The organism is Mesorhizobium sp. ANAO-SY3R2 (assembly GCF_042466635.1).
Taxonomy (GTDB): Bacteria; Pseudomonadota; Alphaproteobacteria; order Rhizobiales; family Rhizobiaceae; genus Aminobacter.
Map to the genome: position 1 here is coordinate 3219931 of NZ_CP159955.1, position 16050 is coordinate 3235980.

The 16050-nt window shown below is 64.7% G+C and carries 14 protein-coding genes; 12 read left to right on the top strand and 2 right to left on the bottom strand.

What is annotated here, in order from left to right:
• Window positions 1–222: 222 nt before the first annotated feature.
• The gene (locus ABSY17_RS20400; RefSeq protein ID WP_378944699.1) at window positions 223–1392 is read right to left on the bottom strand and encodes an Mrp/NBP35 family ATP-binding protein; all 1170 of its coding nucleotides are present in this window, start codon (window positions 1390–1392) and stop codon (window positions 223–225) included.
• Between the two features lie 252 nt (window positions 1393–1644).
• Between ABSY17_RS20400 and ABSY17_RS20405 the strand changes: the two genes are divergently transcribed.
• The 9 genes from ABSY17_RS20405 to ABSY17_RS20445 all read left to right on the top strand — a co-directional run bounded on the left by ABSY17_RS20405 (window position 1645) and on the right by ABSY17_RS20445 (window position 10155).
• Window positions 1645–2055, top strand: a complete 411-nt coding sequence (locus ABSY17_RS20405; protein WP_378944701.1) for a VOC family protein — start codon at window positions 1645–1647, stop codon at window positions 2053–2055.
• 119 nt (window positions 2056–2174) lie between these two features.
• Entirely contained in the window at window positions 2175–2582 is a 408-nt protein-coding gene (locus tag ABSY17_RS20410) for a DoxX family protein (protein ID WP_378944703.1), read from the top strand.
• Between the two features lie 74 nt (window positions 2583–2656).
• On the top strand, window positions 2657–3556 hold the full coding sequence (locus ABSY17_RS20415) for a LysR family transcriptional regulator (protein ID WP_378944706.1): 900 nt from the start codon (window positions 2657–2659) through the stop codon (window positions 3554–3556).
• 141 nt (window positions 3557–3697) lie between these two features.
• Window positions 3698–4177 (top strand): formate dehydrogenase subunit gamma, encoded by a 480-nt coding sequence (locus tag ABSY17_RS20420; RefSeq protein ID WP_378944709.1) that lies wholly within the window; start codon window positions 3698–3700, stop codon window positions 4175–4177.
• Window positions 4174–5730 (top strand): formate dehydrogenase beta subunit, encoded by a 1557-nt coding sequence (locus ABSY17_RS20425; protein ID WP_378944712.1) that lies wholly within the window; start codon window positions 4174–4176, stop codon window positions 5728–5730. The genes ABSY17_RS20420 and ABSY17_RS20425 overlap by 4 nt, the downstream gene beginning before the upstream one ends.
• Before the next feature lie 8 nt (window positions 5731–5738).
• Window positions 5739–8618, top strand: coding sequence for a formate dehydrogenase subunit alpha (gene fdhF, locus ABSY17_RS20430; protein WP_378944715.1), 2880 nt, complete (start codon window positions 5739–5741; stop codon window positions 8616–8618).
• A 7-nt stretch (window positions 8619–8625) separates the two neighbouring features.
• Window positions 8626–9453, top strand: coding sequence for a formate dehydrogenase accessory sulfurtransferase FdhD (gene fdhD / locus ABSY17_RS20435; RefSeq protein WP_378944717.1), 828 nt, complete (start codon window positions 8626–8628; stop codon window positions 9451–9453).
• Window positions 9443–9694, top strand: a complete 252-nt coding sequence (locus ABSY17_RS20440) for a formate dehydrogenase subunit delta (protein ID WP_378944720.1) — start codon at window positions 9443–9445, stop codon at window positions 9692–9694. The genes fdhD and ABSY17_RS20440 overlap by 11 nt, the downstream gene beginning before the upstream one ends.
• 143 nt (window positions 9695–9837) lie before the next feature.
• Window positions 9838–10155 carry a hypothetical protein gene (locus tag ABSY17_RS20445; protein WP_378944723.1) on the top strand — a complete coding sequence of 106 codons (318 nt, stop codon included), beginning with the start codon at window positions 9838–9840 and terminating at the stop codon, window positions 10153–10155.
• Window positions 10156–10189: 34 nt separating this feature from the next.
• On the opposite strand, the gene ABSY17_RS20450 is transcribed toward ABSY17_RS20445, so the two are convergent.
• Window positions 10190–10954, bottom strand: a complete 765-nt coding sequence (locus ABSY17_RS20450) for a DeoR/GlpR family DNA-binding transcription regulator (RefSeq protein ID WP_378944725.1) — start codon at window positions 10952–10954, stop codon at window positions 10190–10192.
• 316 nt (window positions 10955–11270) lie between these two features.
• Here ABSY17_RS20450 and ABSY17_RS20455 point away from each other — a divergent pair, with 316 nt between their 5' ends.
• The 3 genes from ABSY17_RS20455 to eutH all read left to right on the top strand — a co-directional run bounded on the left by ABSY17_RS20455 (window position 11271) and on the right by eutH (window position 15934).
• Window positions 11271–12155: a phosphotransferase gene (locus tag ABSY17_RS20455; RefSeq protein ID WP_378944728.1), complete on the top strand. Its 885-nt coding sequence runs from the start codon at window positions 11271–11273 to the stop codon at window positions 12153–12155.
• Window positions 12156–12157: 2 nt separating this feature from the next.
• Window positions 12158–14599 (top strand): FAD-dependent oxidoreductase, encoded by a 2442-nt coding sequence (locus ABSY17_RS20460; RefSeq protein WP_378944731.1) that lies wholly within the window; start codon window positions 12158–12160, stop codon window positions 14597–14599.
• Window positions 14600–14689: 90 nt separating this feature from the next.
• Window positions 14690–15934, top strand: a complete 1245-nt coding sequence (gene eutH, locus ABSY17_RS20465; RefSeq protein ID WP_378944734.1) for an ethanolamine utilization protein EutH — start codon at window positions 14690–14692, stop codon at window positions 15932–15934.
• The last annotated feature ends 116 nt before the right edge of the window (window positions 15935–16050 follow it).

Here is a 16050-nt window from a genome sequence, read left to right on the forward strand (position 1 = left end):
TAGCTGCCGCTACGACAACCAGAGCGATAATGCAATACGGTTTACAACTTTTGCGCGGATATGGCGATCGATTGCCAGAAGACAACCTGGTCGCCGGCTCGAAGGAGCCGGTGACGCTCGGGTGCCTGCATAGATGCCACCAATCTCGTCGCTTCGACGGCGACGTCCGGCAGGATAGAGGGGGCGCTAGAGAGTGCGCCCCGACCTGTTAATGTCCCGGCCTTACTCGAACACGATGCTCGGTACGGCCGCTTCGGCAGCGCCCTTTTCTTCCTGCAGGCGCGTCCAGACCTTGGCGGCGATGTCGCGATAGATTTTCGCTTCGACGCCGTCGGGCTTCGTGACCGTCACCGGCGTGCCGGCGTCGGAGCTTTCGCGGATACCCATCTCCAGCGGCACTTCGCCGAGGAAGGTGACGCCGAGGCGCTCGGCCTCCTTCCTCGCGCCGCCATGGCCGAAGATGTCGTAGCGCTTGCCGGTGTCGGGAGCGATGAAATAGCTCATGTTCTCGACGATGCCGAGCAGCGGCACGTCGACCTTCTTGAACATGTTGAGGCCTTTTCGCGCGTCGATCAGCGCCAGATCCTGCGGCGTCGACACGATGACGGCACCCGCCAGCGGCACCTGCTGGGCCATGGTCAGCTGGGCGTCGCCGGTGCCGGGCGGCATGTCGACGACGAGCACGTCAAGCGGCCCCCACTCGACCTCGCGCAGCATCTGGGTCAGCGCCGACATGACCATCGGCCCGCGCCAGATCATCGGCGTCTCCTCGTCGACGAGGAAGCCCATCGACATGACCTTGAGGCCATAGTTCTGCATCGGCTTCAACACCTTGCCGTCGACCGTCTCGGGACGGCCGTGGATGTTGAGCAGGCGCGGCATCGACGGGCCGTAGATGTCGGCATCGAGCACACCGACCTTGAGGCCGTTGGCGGCAAGGCCGAGCGCGATGTTGACGGCGGTGGTCGACTTGCCGACGCCGCCCTTGCCGGAGGCAACCGCGATGATCGAGGCGATGCCGGGCACGCCGCGCTTGCCCTGGCTGTGCGACGCCGGCGCATGCGGTGCTGGTCGTGCTGCGGGCGCAGGCTGAGGCCTGGGGGCTGCCGGGCGCGGCGGAACCGGCGCTTCCATGCCGCCGCCCTTTTTCTCGGCGGTCAGCGCGACCACGGCACCGGTGACGCCGGGAATGGCCTTGACGACACGCTCGGCGGCGGCGCGCAGCGGCTCCATCTCCTGCGCGCGGGCGGCCGGCACAGTGATCGAGAAAAACACCTTGCCGTCGGCGATGAAGATGTCGGAGAGGAGTCCGAGTTCGACGATGTTGCCGGTGAAATCCGGGCCGTTGACGGTCCTGAGACGCTCCAGGACGGCTTCCTTGGTAACTGTCATTTGTCGAACATGATGCTCCCTGTTGCATCTGAGATAGTGCAGAATGCCAAGATAACCAAGCCGTCCCGAATGCCGTGATGGCAAAACGCCTGAATGCACAGAATTGCGGTCGGAGGGGCGAAAGGTTGCCGGCACCCAACGGCCGCCAGCCGATGCCGACAAAAAATTCCAAAGACGCTGTCGATTTCGCGTCCTGCCGTTCGTTCCTAGTTCACCTGATGAATTTTCGTCATGAAACCAAGGAGAGCAGACATGAAATTCGTCCCCTATCTCAGTTTCGATGGTCGCTGCCGCGAGGCATTCGAGTTCTACGCCCGAACGCTCGACGGCGAGATCGTCGCGATGGTCAGCCATGGCGAGACGCCGGCCGGTGCCGAGGTGCCGACGGAATGGCAGGACAAGATCATCAACGCCCACTTGGTGGCCGGTGGCGCCGAACTCATGGGCGCCGATGCCCCGCCGCAATATCCCAGCGAGAAGTCCGGCTTCAGCGTCTCGATCCAGATCGACGACGAGCCACGCGCAACGCGCATCTTCGACGCCTTCGGTAACGGCGGAACGGTGATGATGCCGTTCGAGGAGACCTTCTGGGCCAAGAAGTTCGGCATGGTCATCGACAAATACGGGACACCCTGGATGATCAATTGCGGGATGAAGATGTAGGACCGGGGTGCCGACCCGACAGGGAAGCACAGGTTCGGCACAGCCTGGATGATCAGCGGCGGCAACGCGCGCGAATAGCGCAAGCTACACAGCTCAACCAATCATGGAGGGGAACTCCGATGCAATCAGCTATTGAAAACCCGGCAATCTCGAATGGCGCGCTTTGGACCGGACGCGTCCTCAGCGGCGTGCTGGTCGCTTTTCTTGTCTTCGACGCGGCGATCAAGCTGGTGCCGCTGCAGGTGGTGATCGACACCACGGCGGCGCTGGGTTTTCCGCCGGAACTGGCGCGCACGCTCGGCGTACTGACGCTCGCCTGCACAGCACTCTATGCCTGGCCGCGCACGTCGATCCTCGGCGCGATCCTTCTGACCGGCTATCTCGGCGGAGCCATCGCGATCCATCTGCGCATCGGCAATCCGCTGTTTTCGCACACCTTGTTTGGCGTCTATCTCGGGCTGATGGCCTGGGGCGGGCTCTATCTGCGCGACGAGCGGCTGCGCGCGCTGATCCCGTTCCGGCGCTGACGCGCACCAATCATCTGGTCGGTATCGCTCGTTGGCGGCTGGCGCAAGCCGGCCGCCGCGGCTAACTTCGCCGCATGATCGACAAGCTCGAATTCTTCATCGCTCTCGCAAGGGAGCAGCATTTCGGCCGCGCCGCCGAGCAATGCGGCGTCACCCAACCGACGCTGTCGGCCGGCATCAAGCAGCTCGAGGACATTCTCGGCGTCATGCTGGTGCAGCGCGGCTCGCGCTTCCAGGGCCTTACGCCGGAGGGCCGGCAGGTGCTGGAATGGGCGCTGCGCATCGTCGGCGACACGCGCGCAATGCGCGAGGAAATGCGCGCCGCCCGCCACGGCCTGACCGGGCGCATCCGCATCGCCGCCATCCCGACGGCGCTCGCCATGGTGCCAAAGCTGACCACGCCGTTCCGCGAAAAGCACCCCGGCGTCACCTTCTCGATCCTGTCGCGCACCTCGATCGAGGTGCTGTCGCTACTCGGCAACTACGAGATCGATGCGGGCATCACCTATCTCGACAACGAGCCGCTCGGCCGCGTCACCTCCGTGCCGCTCTATGCCGAGCGTTATCAACTGATCACGGCGGCGGGAAACGAGTATTCCGATCGCGACAAGGTGACCTGGGAGGAAGTGAGCACGCTGCCGCTGTGCCTGCTGACCCCCGACATGCAGAACCGGCGCATCATCGACCAGCATCTGGCCGCGGGCGGCGTACAGGTCAGGCCGACGCTCGAATCCAATTCGATGATCGTGCTGTTTTCCCACATCAGGACCGGCAAGTGGTCGTCGATCATGCCGCTCAATCTTGCCGAGACCTTCGGCTTCGCCGAACCGATCAGGGCGATCCCGATCGTCGAGCCGGATGCCAGCCATACAGTCGGCCTGGTGGTGGCACGGCGCGAGCCGCATACGACACTTGTCCAGGCGCTGCTGGACGAGGCCATGACGCTGGCAGGCGATTTCCGCGGCAAGACCTGAGCTAGGATACCCTCCATCGACCCGCTTGATAGAGATTTTCTATCAAGCGACGAGACTGCTTTATTGATTTCGGTCGTTTCGATCGGTTTCAATAGATTCGGCGCGCCCAACTGTCGGCGCCAGCATGAGGGAGGGCGCTGCGTGGTCATGCAGCCTGCAAGTACCGATGTCGCCGCGAGGACATCTGCGGTAATAGCCGAACTGAAAGGCCTCGAAGGGCCGTTGATCCCGATCCTTCATGGCCTTCAGGAAGAATTCGGCTACGTGCCGCAAGAAACGCTGCCGATCATCGCCGAGGCGCTCAACCTGTCGCGTGCCGAAGTGCATGGGGTGGTCACTTTCTACCACGATTTCCGCAAGGAACCGGCCGGCCGGCATGTGCTGAAGCTGTGCCGGGCCGAGGCGTGCCAGTCGATGGGCGCTGAAGCGATTGCAGCTCAGGTCCAGCAGAAGCTCGGCATCGGCTTCCATGAGACCAGCAAGGACGGCGCGGTCACGCTCGAGCCCGTCTTCTGCCTCGGCCTGTGCGCCTGCGCGCCGTCGGCGATGCTCGACGGCGAGGTGATCGGCCGACTCGACGCCGACAAGATCGACGAGATCGTCGAGGAGGTGCGCTCATGAGCGTGACGATCTACGTTCCCGGCGATTCCGGCGCGCTGGCGCTCGGCGCCGACAAGGTCGCCAAGGCGATCGAGCAGGAAATCGCAGCACGCGGCCTCGATGCAACGGTCGTGCGCAACGGCTCGCGCGGGCTCTACTGGCTCGAGCCGATGGTCGAGGTTGCGACCGATGCCGGCCGCACAGCCTATGGCCCGGTCGCGGCCAAGGACGTGGCGTTGCTGTTCGACGCCGGGCTTGTCTCCGGCGGCCAGCACAAGTTGTCGCTCGGCGACCCGGAAAAGCTGCCATATCTCGCCAAGCAGACACGCCTGACCTTCGCGCGCTGCGGCATCACCGATCCACTCTCGCTGGACGATTATGAAGCGCATGGCGGCCTCGCCGGCCTGCGCAATGCGGTCAAGATGCTTCCGGCCGAGATCGTCAAGCAGGTAACCGACTCCGGCCTGCGCGGCCGCGGCGGCGCCGGCTTCCCGACCGGCATCAAGTGGAAGACCGTGCTCGATACGGCGGCCGAGCAGAAATACATCGTCTGCAACGCCGACGAGGGCGACTCCGCGACCTTTGCCGACCGGATGATCATGGAAGGCGACCCCTTCGTGCTGATCGAGGGCATGGCGATTGCCGCCCTCGCCACGGGTGCTACCAAGGGATTTGTCTATATCCGCTCGGAATATCCGCATGCGATCGCGGTGATGAACAAGGCGGTCGAGGTGGCGCGCGACGCGGGCGTGCTCGGCAACAGCGTGCTGGGCGCGGCGCAAGGCTTCGACATGGAAATCCGCTCCGGAGCGGGCGCCTATGTCTGCGGCGAGGAGACCTCGCTGCTCAACAGCCTCGAAGGCAAGCGCGGCGTGGTGCGCGCCAAGCCGCCGCTACCGGCGATCGAGGGCCTGTTCGGCAAGCCCACCGTCATCAACAACGTCATCTCGCTGGCCTCGGTGCCCATCGTCATGGACAAGGGGGCGGCGTCCTACCGCGACTTCGGCATGGGCCGCTCGCGCGGCACGATCCCGATCCAGATCGCCGGCAATGTCAGGCATGGCGGACTGTTCGAGGTCGCCTTCGGCCTCACACTCGGCGAGATCGTCGACGAGATCGGCGGCGGCACGGCGAGCGGCCGGCCGGTCAAGGCGGTGCAGGTCGGCGGTCCGCTCGGCGCCTATTTCCCGCGCGCGCTGTTCGACACGCCGTTCGACTACGAGTCGTTTGCGGCCAAGGACGGGCTGATCGGCCACGCCGGCATCACCGTGTTCGACGACGGCGCCGACATGCTCAAGCAGGCGCGCTTCGCCATGGAGTTCTGCGCCATCGAGAGCTGCGGCAAGTGCACGCCCTGCCGCATCGGCTCGACGCGCGGCGTCGAAACGCTCGACAAGGTCAAGGCCGGCATCGAACCCGAGAAGAATCTCGCGCTCGTCTCCGACCTCTGCAACACGATGAAATTCGGCTCGCTCTGCGCACTCGGCGGCTTCACGCCCTACCCTGTCATGAGCGCCCTCACCCACTTCCCCAAAGATTTCCGGCCGGCAACGGTCGCTCAGGCTGCGGAATAGGTAGCATCATGGGTCTCATTCACGAAATCGACTACGGCACCCCTGCCTCGAAATCCGAAAAGCAGGTGACGCTGACCATCGACGGCTTCGAGGTGACGGTGCCCGAGGGCACTTCGGTCATGCGTGCCTCGATGGACGCCGGCATAGAGATCCCGAAGCTCTGCGCTACCGACATGGTCGACGCCTTCGGCTCCTGCCGGCTCTGCCTGGTGGAGATCGAGGGCCGCGCTGGAACGCCGGCCTCCTGCACCACGCCGGTCACGCCGGGCATGGTGGTGCACACCCAGACCGGCCGGCTCAAGGACATCCGCAAGGGCGTGATGGAGCTCTACATCTCCGACCACCCGCTCGACTGCCTGACCTGTGCGGCCAACGGCGACTGCGAGTTGCAGGACATGGCGGGTGCTGTCGGCCTGCGCGACGTGCGCTACGGCTACGAGGGCGACAACCACGTCTTTGCCAAGCGCGACGGCGAACAGAACTTCAACTGGATGGCGAAGGACGAGTCCAACCCGTACTTCACCTACGATCCCGCCAAGTGCATCGTTTGCTCGCGCTGCGTCAGGGCCTGCGAAGAGGTGCAGGGCACCTTTGCGCTGACCATCGAGGGCCGCGGTTTCGGCAGCCGCGTTTCGGCCGGCATGCAGCAGGCCTTCATCGACAGCGAGTGCGTCTCCTGCGGCGCCTGCGTGCAGGCCTGCCCGACCGCCACCTTGCAGGAAAAGTCGGTGATCGAGATCGGCCAGCCCGAGCATTCGGTCGTCACCACCTGCGCCTATTGCGGCGTCGGCTGCTCGTTCAAGGCCGAGATGCGTGGCGAGGAACTGGTGCGCATGGTGCCGTGGAAGGACGGCAAGGCCAATCGCGGCCATAGCTGCGTCAAGGGTCGCTTCGCCTGGGGCTATGCCACCCACCAGGACCGCATCCTCAATCCGATGATCCGCGAGAAGATCACCGATCCATGGCGCGAAGTGTCGTGGGAAGAGGCGCTGACGCACGCGGCCAATGAGTTCCGCCGCATCCAGTATCAGTACGGCCGTGGTGCGGTCGGCGGCATCACCTCGTCGCGCTGCACCAACGAGGAAACCTATCTCGTCCAGAAACTGATCCGCCAGGGTTTCGGCAACAACAACGTCGACACCTGTGCCCGCGTCTGCCACTCGCCGACCGGCTACGGCCTCGGCCAGACCTTCGGCACCTCGGCCGGCACCCAGGACTTCGATTCCGTCGAGCAGACCGACGTCGTCATGATCATCGGCGCCAACCCGACCGACGGCCACCCGGTCTTCGCCTCGCGGCTGAAGAAGCGGCTGCGCCAGGGCGCCAAGCTGATTGTCATCGACCCGCGCCGCACCGACATTGTGCGCTCGCCCCATGTCGAGGCCGCGTATCACCTGCCGCTCAAGCCCGGCACCAACGTGGCGGTGATGACGTCGCTCGCGCATGTCATCGTCACCGAAGGCCTGTTCGACGAAGCCTTCATTCGCGAGCGCTGCGACTGGTCGGAGTTCGAGGACTGGGCGGCCTTCGTCGCCGAACCGCAGCATGCGCCGGAAGAGGTCGAGAAGCTGTCGGGCGTTCCCGCCGAGACCATCCGGGGTGCCGCGCGCCTCTATGCCCGCGGCGGCAACGGCGCCATCTACTACGGCCTCGGCGTCACCGAACACAGCCAGGGCTCGACCACGGTGATGGCGATTGCCAATCTCGCCATGGCCACCGGCAATATCGGCCGGCCGGGCGTCGGCGTGAACCCGCTGCGCGGCCAGAACAACGTGCAGGGCTCGTGCGACATGGGCTCGTTCCCGCACGAACTGCCAGGCTACCGCCACGTTTCGGGCGACGCGACGCGCGAGATCTATGAGAGCTTGTGGGGCGTGAAGCTCTACAACGAGCCGGGCCTGCGTATCCCCAACATGCTCGACGCCGCCGTCGACGGCAGCTTCAAGGGCATCTACATCCAGGGCGAGGACATCCTGCAGTCCGACCCCGACACCAAACATGTGGCCGCCGGCCTCGCCGCCATGGAATGCGTCGTCGTCCACGACCTGTTCCTCAACGAGACGGCCAACTACGCCCACATCTTCCTGCCGGGCTCGACCTTCCTCGAGAAGGACGGCACCTTCACCAATGCCGAGCGGCGCATCAACCGTGTGCGCCGCGTGATGAGCCCGAAGAATGGCTATGCCGACTGGGAGGTGACGCAGAAGCTCGCCCAGGCGATGGGCCTGAACTGGGCCTATGCGCATCCGTCCGAGATCATGGACGAGATCGCCAAGACGACGCCGTCGTTCGCCTATGTCTCCTACGACTATCTGGAAAAGATGGGCTCGGTGCAGTGGCCGTGCAACGCGAAGGCTCCGGAAGGCACGCCGATCGTGCATGTCGACGGCTTCGTGCGTGGCAAGGGCAAGTTCATCCGCACCGAATATGTGGCGACGGACGAAAAGACCGGCCCGCGCTTCCCGCTGCTGCTCACCACCGGGCGCATTCTCAGCCAGTACAATGTCGGCGCCCAAACACGCCGCACCGAAAACGTTGTCTGGCACTCCGAAGACCGGCTGGAGATCCATCCGCATGACGCCGAGAACCGCGGCCTGCGTGATGGCGACTGGGTGCACGTCAAGAGCCGTGCCGGCGAGACGACCCTTAGGGCGCTGATCACCGATCGGGTGTCGCCGGGCGTGGTCTACACCACCTTCCACCACCCCGACACCCAGGCCAACGTGATCACCACCGACTTCTCGGACTGGGCGACCAACTGCCCGGAATACAAGGTGACGGCAGTGCAGGTCTCGCACTCCAACGGGCCGTCCGAGTGGCAGACCGACTACAACGAGCAGGCGCGCCAAAGCCGGCGCATCTCGGGCCGGATGGAAGCGGCGGAGTAGTGGCACGGTGAGCGACCGCCCCGCCATCTTCAAGACCTCTCGCCTCGCCCGGCGGGCGAGCGGCACCACGGTCGCCAACCGCATGGTGCCGGAGGAAGTGCCGATCGCGCTGTCCTACGGCGGAACCACCCATGCGGTGATGATGGCGAGCCCGGCGGATTTCGAGGACTTTGCGCTCGGCTTCTCGCTCACCGAAGGCATCGTCGGCTCGGCCGCGGAGATCGAGGCAATCGAGGTGCTCGACGTCGAGGCCGGCATCGACATCCAGATCAGGCTGAAGGACAAGGCCAACACGCGCTTCGAGGCACGGCGCCGCCGCCTCGCCGGTCCCGTCGGCTGCGGGCTCTGCGGCATCGAGTCCATCGAGGAAGCGATGCGCTCGGTCTGCGACGTGCACAAGCCGGCGCTCGCGCTGTCCGCCGACGACATCGTGCAGGCGGTGAAGCTGTTGTCCAAGCTCCAGCCACTGCATTCCGAGACCGGTGCAGTGCACGCCGCCGGCTTCTACGTGCCCGGCAAGGGCATTTTGGCGGCGCGCGAGGATGTCGGCCGCCACAATGCGCTCGACAAGCTGGCCGGCGCGCTGAGCAAGGCCGGCGTCGACGGCGCCTCGGGTGCTGTCGTGGTGACTAGCCGCGTGTCGGTGGAGATGGTGCAGAAGACCGCGGCCATCGGCGCGCCCGTCATCATCGCCGTGTCGGCGCCGACGGCCCTTGCCATCCGCACCGCCGAAACGGCCGGCATGACGCTGGTCGCACTCGTGCGCGGCGACGATTTCGACATCTTCACCCATCCAGACCGCGTCAGTACCGGAGCCGCCAGACATGTCGCATGAAGAGCACCAGATGGGCACCAGGGAAAAGCTGGTCTACATGGCCAACCAGATCGCCACCTTCTTTGCCTCCAAGCCGCATGACGAAGGCGTAGCGGGCGTGGCCGAGCACATCAACAAGTTCTGGGATCCGCGCATGCGCCGCCAGTTCTTCGAGATGGTCGACGCTGGCGGCGCGGGTATGAAGCCGCTGGTGATCGAGGCCGCAGCCAAGATCAAAAGACCAGCCCAGACGGCCGCCTGACAGACGCCTGATCTCCCCAACTGCTTATGACCTATTCCGGCCGTGAGAAATCGCTGCCGGCCGAGTTGGCGTGCCATTCGTGCGGCGTGCAAGCGGTGGTAGAATTGCGAACGGAGGCCCCATAACCCAGAAGGGAGAAAGCCATGTTCGTCGCACGGTGGAAGATCGATGCCCGCTTCGGTCACAAGCAGAGTGCCATCGGCCTAATGCGCCAGTGGGAGCGGGAGATCGGCCCGCAGGCGGGAGCCGACAAGATGGCGATGCAGATCCTGACCGGATCGATCGGCGCCAAGGAGGCGACTATCGAGGTCAACCATCAGGTCGAAAGCCTGGCGCAACTGGAAGAGTTCTTCGCCAAGCTATCGAAGATCGACGCCCACGCCCATTGGGGCAAGCAGCTCGAGCCTATGGTCGTGTCGGGCTCGTCCTACTGGAACATCTACCGGGTCGTTGAGGACTAGGGTCAGAAGTACGTTCGGGCGTGCCGGACAAAATTTAGGCGCCGGCGACCGTCAGCGTCGCGCCGGCCTGGGCGAGCGCATCCGCCAGTTCGGCCGGCGGCGCCTGGTCCGTCACCAGTTCACTGATGCCGGAGAAGCGGCAGACCTCGACCAGCCCCTGGCGGCCGAACTTGCTGTGGTCGGTGACGACGACCGTGCGCTGGCCGCGCGACAGGACCATGCGCGCGAACTCGGCCTCTTCGAGATTGTAGTCCATGATGCCGGTTGCGGCGTGGACGGCACCGGCCGAGATGACCGAATGGGTGACGGCGAAGCGGCTGACGAACTCGATGGCCGAGACGCCGAAGGCAGCACCGCTGTCGCTGCGCAGCTCGCCGCCGGCCATGTAGACCTTGTTGCCGTTGGCGGTGGCGAGCGTGCGGGCGATGTCGGAGGAGTTGGTGACCACCGTCAACCTGCGGTGGCCGAGCAGCTCGCGGGCGAGATAGCTGGTGGTCGTGCCGGTATCGAGCATGACCGACTCCCCGTCGCGGATCGTGGCAGCGACCGCCTTGGCGATCGTCCGCTTGGCCTCGGCATTCTCGCGCATGCGCCGCTCGAACGGCGCCTCCCCCACCACCGATGGCAGGCCGATGGCGCCGTGCATCTTGAGGATCGCCCCATCGGCCGTCAGCGGCTTGACGTCGCGGCGCACCGTTTCGAGCGACACGCCGAGCTTGTCGGCAAGGTCGGCGATGGTGATCGTGCCCTCGTCCTCAAGCAGGCGCAGGATTTCGCTGTGACGCTTGGAGTGATTCACTTGGCGACCCCGCTCGCTCGGCCGGAATGGCCGCTTTTGAGATTTTTCCTGACTGAATTTACAGCATTCATGATTGGCTACTCAACATGTTCGGTCAAAAGAACAACAAAAACCACAAATCCGCATTGACACCACCGCTTCCGCTGCGTGAGACTGCCCGCCAACAAGACTCGCGCATCGGCCCGAAAATCGTACTCGATTTTCGGAAAGCACGATGCGCAGATTCAATAATTTAGAGCGTCCTTTGTGCGTCCATTCGGACGCACGGCGCTCTAAGGCGCAAGGGGAATGCGCCGGACATGGCATGGAGGGGCTGATGACAACGAGCGAGGACCGCGTCCGCGCCTTGCCGCTATGGAACGGCGCGGTGACGATTTCGCCGCTGAAGGGCGGCATCAGCAACGAAAGCTGGCTGGTCGAAGACCGCAACGGACGCCATGTCGTTCGCTTCGGCAAGGACTATCCGTTCCACCACGTCTTCCGCGACCGCGAGGTGATGGTGGCGCGGGCGGCCTATGAGGCGGGGTTCGCGCCCAAACTGCATTATGCCGAACCAGGCGTGATGGTAACTGAATTTCTCGGCGCCAAAACCTACGACGCGGACGACGTGCGGGCCAATGCGACGCGGATCGCCAGGTTGATACGACGCTTCCACGATGAAATGCCGCGCCATGTCTCGGGGGCCGGCTTCATGTTCTGGGCCTTCCACGTCATCCGCGACTATGCGCGCACGCTGCAAGCCGGCAACAGCCGGATGACGGCCGAACTGCCGCGCTATCTGGCAACAGCGGATCGGCTCGAAAGGGCGCAGGCGCCGCTGCCGATCATCTTCAGCCACAACGACCTCTTGCCGGCCAATCTGCTCGACGATGGTAAGCGGCTGTGGCTGATCGACTTCGAATATGCCGGCTTCTCGACCCCCATGTTCGACCTCGCAGGAGCTGCCTCCAATGCCGGCATGACGGCGGAAGAATCCGAGGAACTGCTCCGCGTCTATTTTGGCGGCGAGCCGAGTTTTGAAATCCGGCGCTCGCACGCGGCCATGCAATGCGCGTCGCTGCTGCGCGAGGCCATGTGGAGCATGGTCTCCGAACTCCACCTCAACGCGCCGGGCGTCGACTATGTCGCCTACACGACCGAGAACCTCGAAAGGCTCTCGGCGGCGCTCGAAACCTATCAAACCACATACGGAAAACTGTAGTCATGGCCCTTCCTTCGCATGCGCAGATCGTCGTCATCGGCGGCGGCATCATCGGCTGCTCGACCGCCTACCATCTCGCCCGCGACCACAAGGCCGACGTGGTGCTGCTCGAGCAGGGCAAGCTGACCTCCGGCTCGACCTGGCATGCGGCGGGGCTGGTGGGGCAGCTGCGTTCCTCGGCCTCGATCACGCGCGTGCTGAAATACTCGGTCGAGCTCTACAAGGGGCTGGAGGCCGAGACCGGGCTCGCAACCGGCTGGAAGATGACCGGCTGCCTCAGGCTCGCCACCAACCAGGACCGCTGGACCGAGTTCAAGCGACTGGCGACGACGGCGCGCAGCTTCGGCATGGACATGCACCTGGTCTCGCCCGAAGAGGTCAAGCGCATGTGGCCGCTGATGGAGACCTCGGACCTCGTCGGCGCGTCCTGGCTGCCGACCGACGGCCAGGCGAGCCCCTCCGACATCACCCAGTCGCTAGCCAAGGGCGCGCGCATGCACGGCGCGAAACTGTTCGAGAACGTGCGCGTGACCGGCTTCGAGATGAAGGACGGGCGTATCCTCAAGGTTATGACAGAGCAGGGCGACATCGCCTGCGACAAGGTGGTGAACTGCGCCGGCCAGTGGGCGCGGCAGGTGGGTGCGATGGCCGGCATCAACGTGCCGCTGCAGCCGGTCAAGCACCAGTACATCATCACCGAGAAGGTGCAGGGGCTCGCCACCGACGCGCCGACGCTGCGCGACCCCGACCGCCGCACCTATTTCAAGGAGGAAGTCGGCGGGCTGGTGATGGGCGGCTATGAGCCGAACCCGCAGGGCTGGACGACAGGCGACGTGCCCAACGACTGGGAGTTCCGCCTGTTCGACGACGATTTTGATCACTTCGAGCAGCACATGGTGCAGGCGATCGAGCGTGTGCCGGCGCTGGCCGATGTCGGCGTCAAGCAGATGATCAACGGCCCGGAGAGTTTTACCCCTGACGGAAATTTCATCCTCGGCTCGGCGCCCGAGTGCTCGAACATGTTCGTCGGCGCCGGTTTCAACGCCTTCGGAATCGCCTCGGGCGGCGGCGCCGGCTGGGTGATGGCGCAGTGGGCGATGGACGGCGAGGCGCCGCTCGACCTGTGGGCGGTCGACATCCGCCGCTTCTCCAACCTGCATCGCGACCGCCAATGGGTGTCGGACCGCACGCTGGAAGCCTATGGCAAGCACTACACCATCGGCTTCCCGCATGAGGAATATGAGAGCGGCAGGCCCTATATCGTCTCGCCGCTCTACGAACGACTGAAGGCGCACCGCGCCGTGTTCGGCTCGAAGCTCGGCTGGGAGCGGCCGAACTGGTTCGCGCCCGAGAGCATGGAGGCCAAGGACGTCTATTCCATGGGCCGGCAGAACTGGTTCGGGCCAGTGGGCGACGAACACAAGCATGTGCGCGAGGCAGTCGGCATCTTCGACCAGTCGTCTTTCGCCAAATACGAGATGAGCGGCAAGGACGCTCAAAAGGCGCTCGACTTTATCTGCGCCAACGACGTGTCGAAGCCGGCGGGGCGGCTGACCTACACGCAACTGCTCAACACGCGCGGCGGCATCGAGTCCGACCTGACGGTGGCGCGACTGGCGGACGAGAAGTTCTACATCGTCACCGGCACCGGCTTCCGCACCCACGACCTCGCCTGGATCGGCGAGCACATCCCGGCCGGGCTCGACGTCAAGCTCGCCGACGTGACCGAGGATTTCGGGACGCTGTCGCTGATGGGGCCGAAGGCGCGGCTGGTGCTCGAAGCCGTCACTTCTGCCGACGTCTCCAACTCCGCCTTCCCGTTCGGCCATGTCAGGGAAATCGCTATCGCCGGCACCACGGTTCGGGCGCTCAGGGTGACCTATGTCGGCGAACTCGGCTGGGAACTGCACGTGCCAATTGCCGCCACCGGCGAGGTGTTCGACGCGCTGATGGCGGCGGGCAAGGCGCACGATATCCGCCCCGTCGGCTACCGCGCGCTGGAATCGCTGCGCCTGGAAAAGGGTTACCGCGCCTGGGGTTCCGACATCACACCCAACGACACGCCGTTCGAGGCCGGGCTCGGCTGGGCGGTGAAGCTGAAGAAGGACACCCATTTCCTCGGCCGCAAGGCACTGGAGAAGGTGGCCGGCGCGGCGCTGACCAAGCGCCTGGCCGGCTTCACCGTGGACGACGCCAACGTGGTGCTGGTGGGACGAGAGACGATCCTGCGCAATGGTGAGCCGGTCGGCTACCTGACCAGCGGCGGCTACGGCTACACGGTCGGCAAGAACATCGGCTACGGCTACGTCCGCAATGCGGAAGGCGTCAATGACGCGTTTCTGGCCTCGGGCGAATACGAACTCGCCGTGGCCAACGACCGGGTGCCGGCAAGGATCCATCTCGAACCGCTCTACGACCCGGTCGCAACACGGGTGAAGGCCTGAGCAACAGATGGGAGAGGCAGCAACAGGGAGAATGACCGCCTGATTTCGAGCACCATCCAGACTGTCACATAAAGGGGGGGAGAACCAGCTATGGCAGCCATTGGTACAGTTGTAATCTACATCATCATGGCCTGCGCCATCGCAGGCGCGATCGCAGCGATCAGGGACAACGAAAAGGGCCTCGGCAAGGAGTTCTTCGAGGGCATCTACAGCATCGGCCCGATCTTCGTGCCTGTGGCCGGCATCATGGCATCGATCCCCTATCTGTCGGAGGTCGTCCGCGTGGCGGTCGGCCCGGCGTTTGCGATGATCGGCGCCGATCCCGCCATCGCCGCCACCACCATCATCGCCGCAGACATGGGCGGCTACCAGTTGGCCGACGTGCTGGCGCAGTCGCGCGATGGTTGGATCATGGCGCTCGTGGTCGGCTTCATGGCCGGCGCGACGATCATCTTCTCGATCCCCGTAGGCCTCGCCATGCTCGCCAAGCGCGACCACAAATACATGGCGCTGGGCATCATGTCGGGCGTGCTGAGCATTCCGGTCGGCGTGTTCATCACCTGCGCACTGCTGGCCGTTTCCGGGCTGAGCGTACGGCCCGAAATCGCCACCAGCGGCGATGCCACCCACCAGATCGGCCTGACGCTTGGGGTGATCCTGACCAACCTTCTGCCGCTGATCATCTTTTGCGTGGCGATCGCACTTGGGCTGCGCTTCATACCCGACGCGATGATCAAGGGCTTCCTATGGTTCGGCAAGATCATGAATGCCGGCATCACACTGGTGCTGGCGTTCTCGATCGTGGAATACTTCACCGGCATCTTCACCACCGTCTTCGGCTCGTGGGGCTTTGCTCCCATCATCGCCGACGCCGATGATCAGTTCCGCGCGCTCGAGATCGCCGGCTATATCGGCATCATGCTGGCCGGCGCCTTCCCGATGGTCTACCTGATCACGAAATACCTGGCCGGGCCGATGGAAGTGCTGGGCGCGCGCATCGGCCTGCAGCCGCAGGGAGCGGCCGGCCTTTTGGCGGCGATGGCGAACATCCTGGCCATGTTCCGGCTGGTCGGCTCCATGCGTCCGAAGGATAAGGTGCTGACCATCGCCTTCGCCGTCTGCGCGGCCTTCATGTTCGGCGACCACCTTGCCTTTACGGCGAACTTCCAGCCGACGATGATCCTGCCCGTGCTGCTCGGCAAGCTCGGCGGCGGCATCGCCGGCTTCGCGCTAGCGGTCTGGCTGTCGGTGCCCAAGGCGCAGCAGCTCGAAGCCGAGGAACGCGACCTTGGCGGCGCAAAGGGACGCAATATCGAGGCGCCGGCGGTGGCATAAGCTGCCGGGGAACGTCCCCGCCTGAAACAGCGACCAGCGCCGCCGGCGCTGGTCGTGACGTACCCATCCATGAGCACTCGCCAAAAAGCCATGATCTGTCTTATCAAGGCTGCCTA

Excerpts from the sequence above, each read along its gene's own strand:
- fdhF (WP_378944715.1), top strand. The coding sequence starts at position 5,739 with ATGGGTCTCATTCACGAAATCGACTACGGCACCCCTGCCTCGAAATCC.
- ABSY17_RS20445 (WP_378944723.1), top strand. The coding sequence starts at position 9,838 with ATGTTCGTCGCACGGTGGAAGATCGATGCCCGCTTCGGTCACAAGCAG.
- ABSY17_RS20460 (WP_378944731.1), top strand. The coding sequence starts at position 12,158 with ATGGCCCTTCCTTCGCATGCGCAGATCGTCGTCATCGGCGGCGGCATC.
- ABSY17_RS20400 (WP_378944699.1), bottom strand. The coding sequence starts at position 1,392 with ATGACAGTTACCAAGGAAGCCGTCCTGGAGCGTCTCAGGACCGTCAAC.
- ABSY17_RS20455 (WP_378944728.1), top strand. The coding sequence starts at position 11,271 with ATGACAACGAGCGAGGACCGCGTCCGCGCCTTGCCGCTATGGAACGGC.
- eutH (WP_378944734.1), top strand. The coding sequence starts at position 14,690 with ATGGCAGCCATTGGTACAGTTGTAATCTACATCATCATGGCCTGCGCC.
- ABSY17_RS20440 (WP_378944720.1), top strand. The coding sequence starts at position 9,443 with ATGTCGCATGAAGAGCACCAGATGGGCACCAGGGAAAAGCTGGTCTAC.
- ABSY17_RS20415 (WP_378944706.1), top strand. The coding sequence starts at position 2,657 with ATGATCGACAAGCTCGAATTCTTCATCGCTCTCGCAAGGGAGCAGCAT.
- ABSY17_RS20405 (WP_378944701.1), top strand. The coding sequence starts at position 1,645 with ATGAAATTCGTCCCCTATCTCAGTTTCGATGGTCGCTGCCGCGAGGCA.
- ABSY17_RS20410 (WP_378944703.1), top strand. The coding sequence starts at position 2,175 with ATGCAATCAGCTATTGAAAACCCGGCAATCTCGAATGGCGCGCTTTGG.
- ABSY17_RS20425 (WP_378944712.1), top strand. The coding sequence starts at position 4,174 with ATGAGCGTGACGATCTACGTTCCCGGCGATTCCGGCGCGCTGGCGCTC.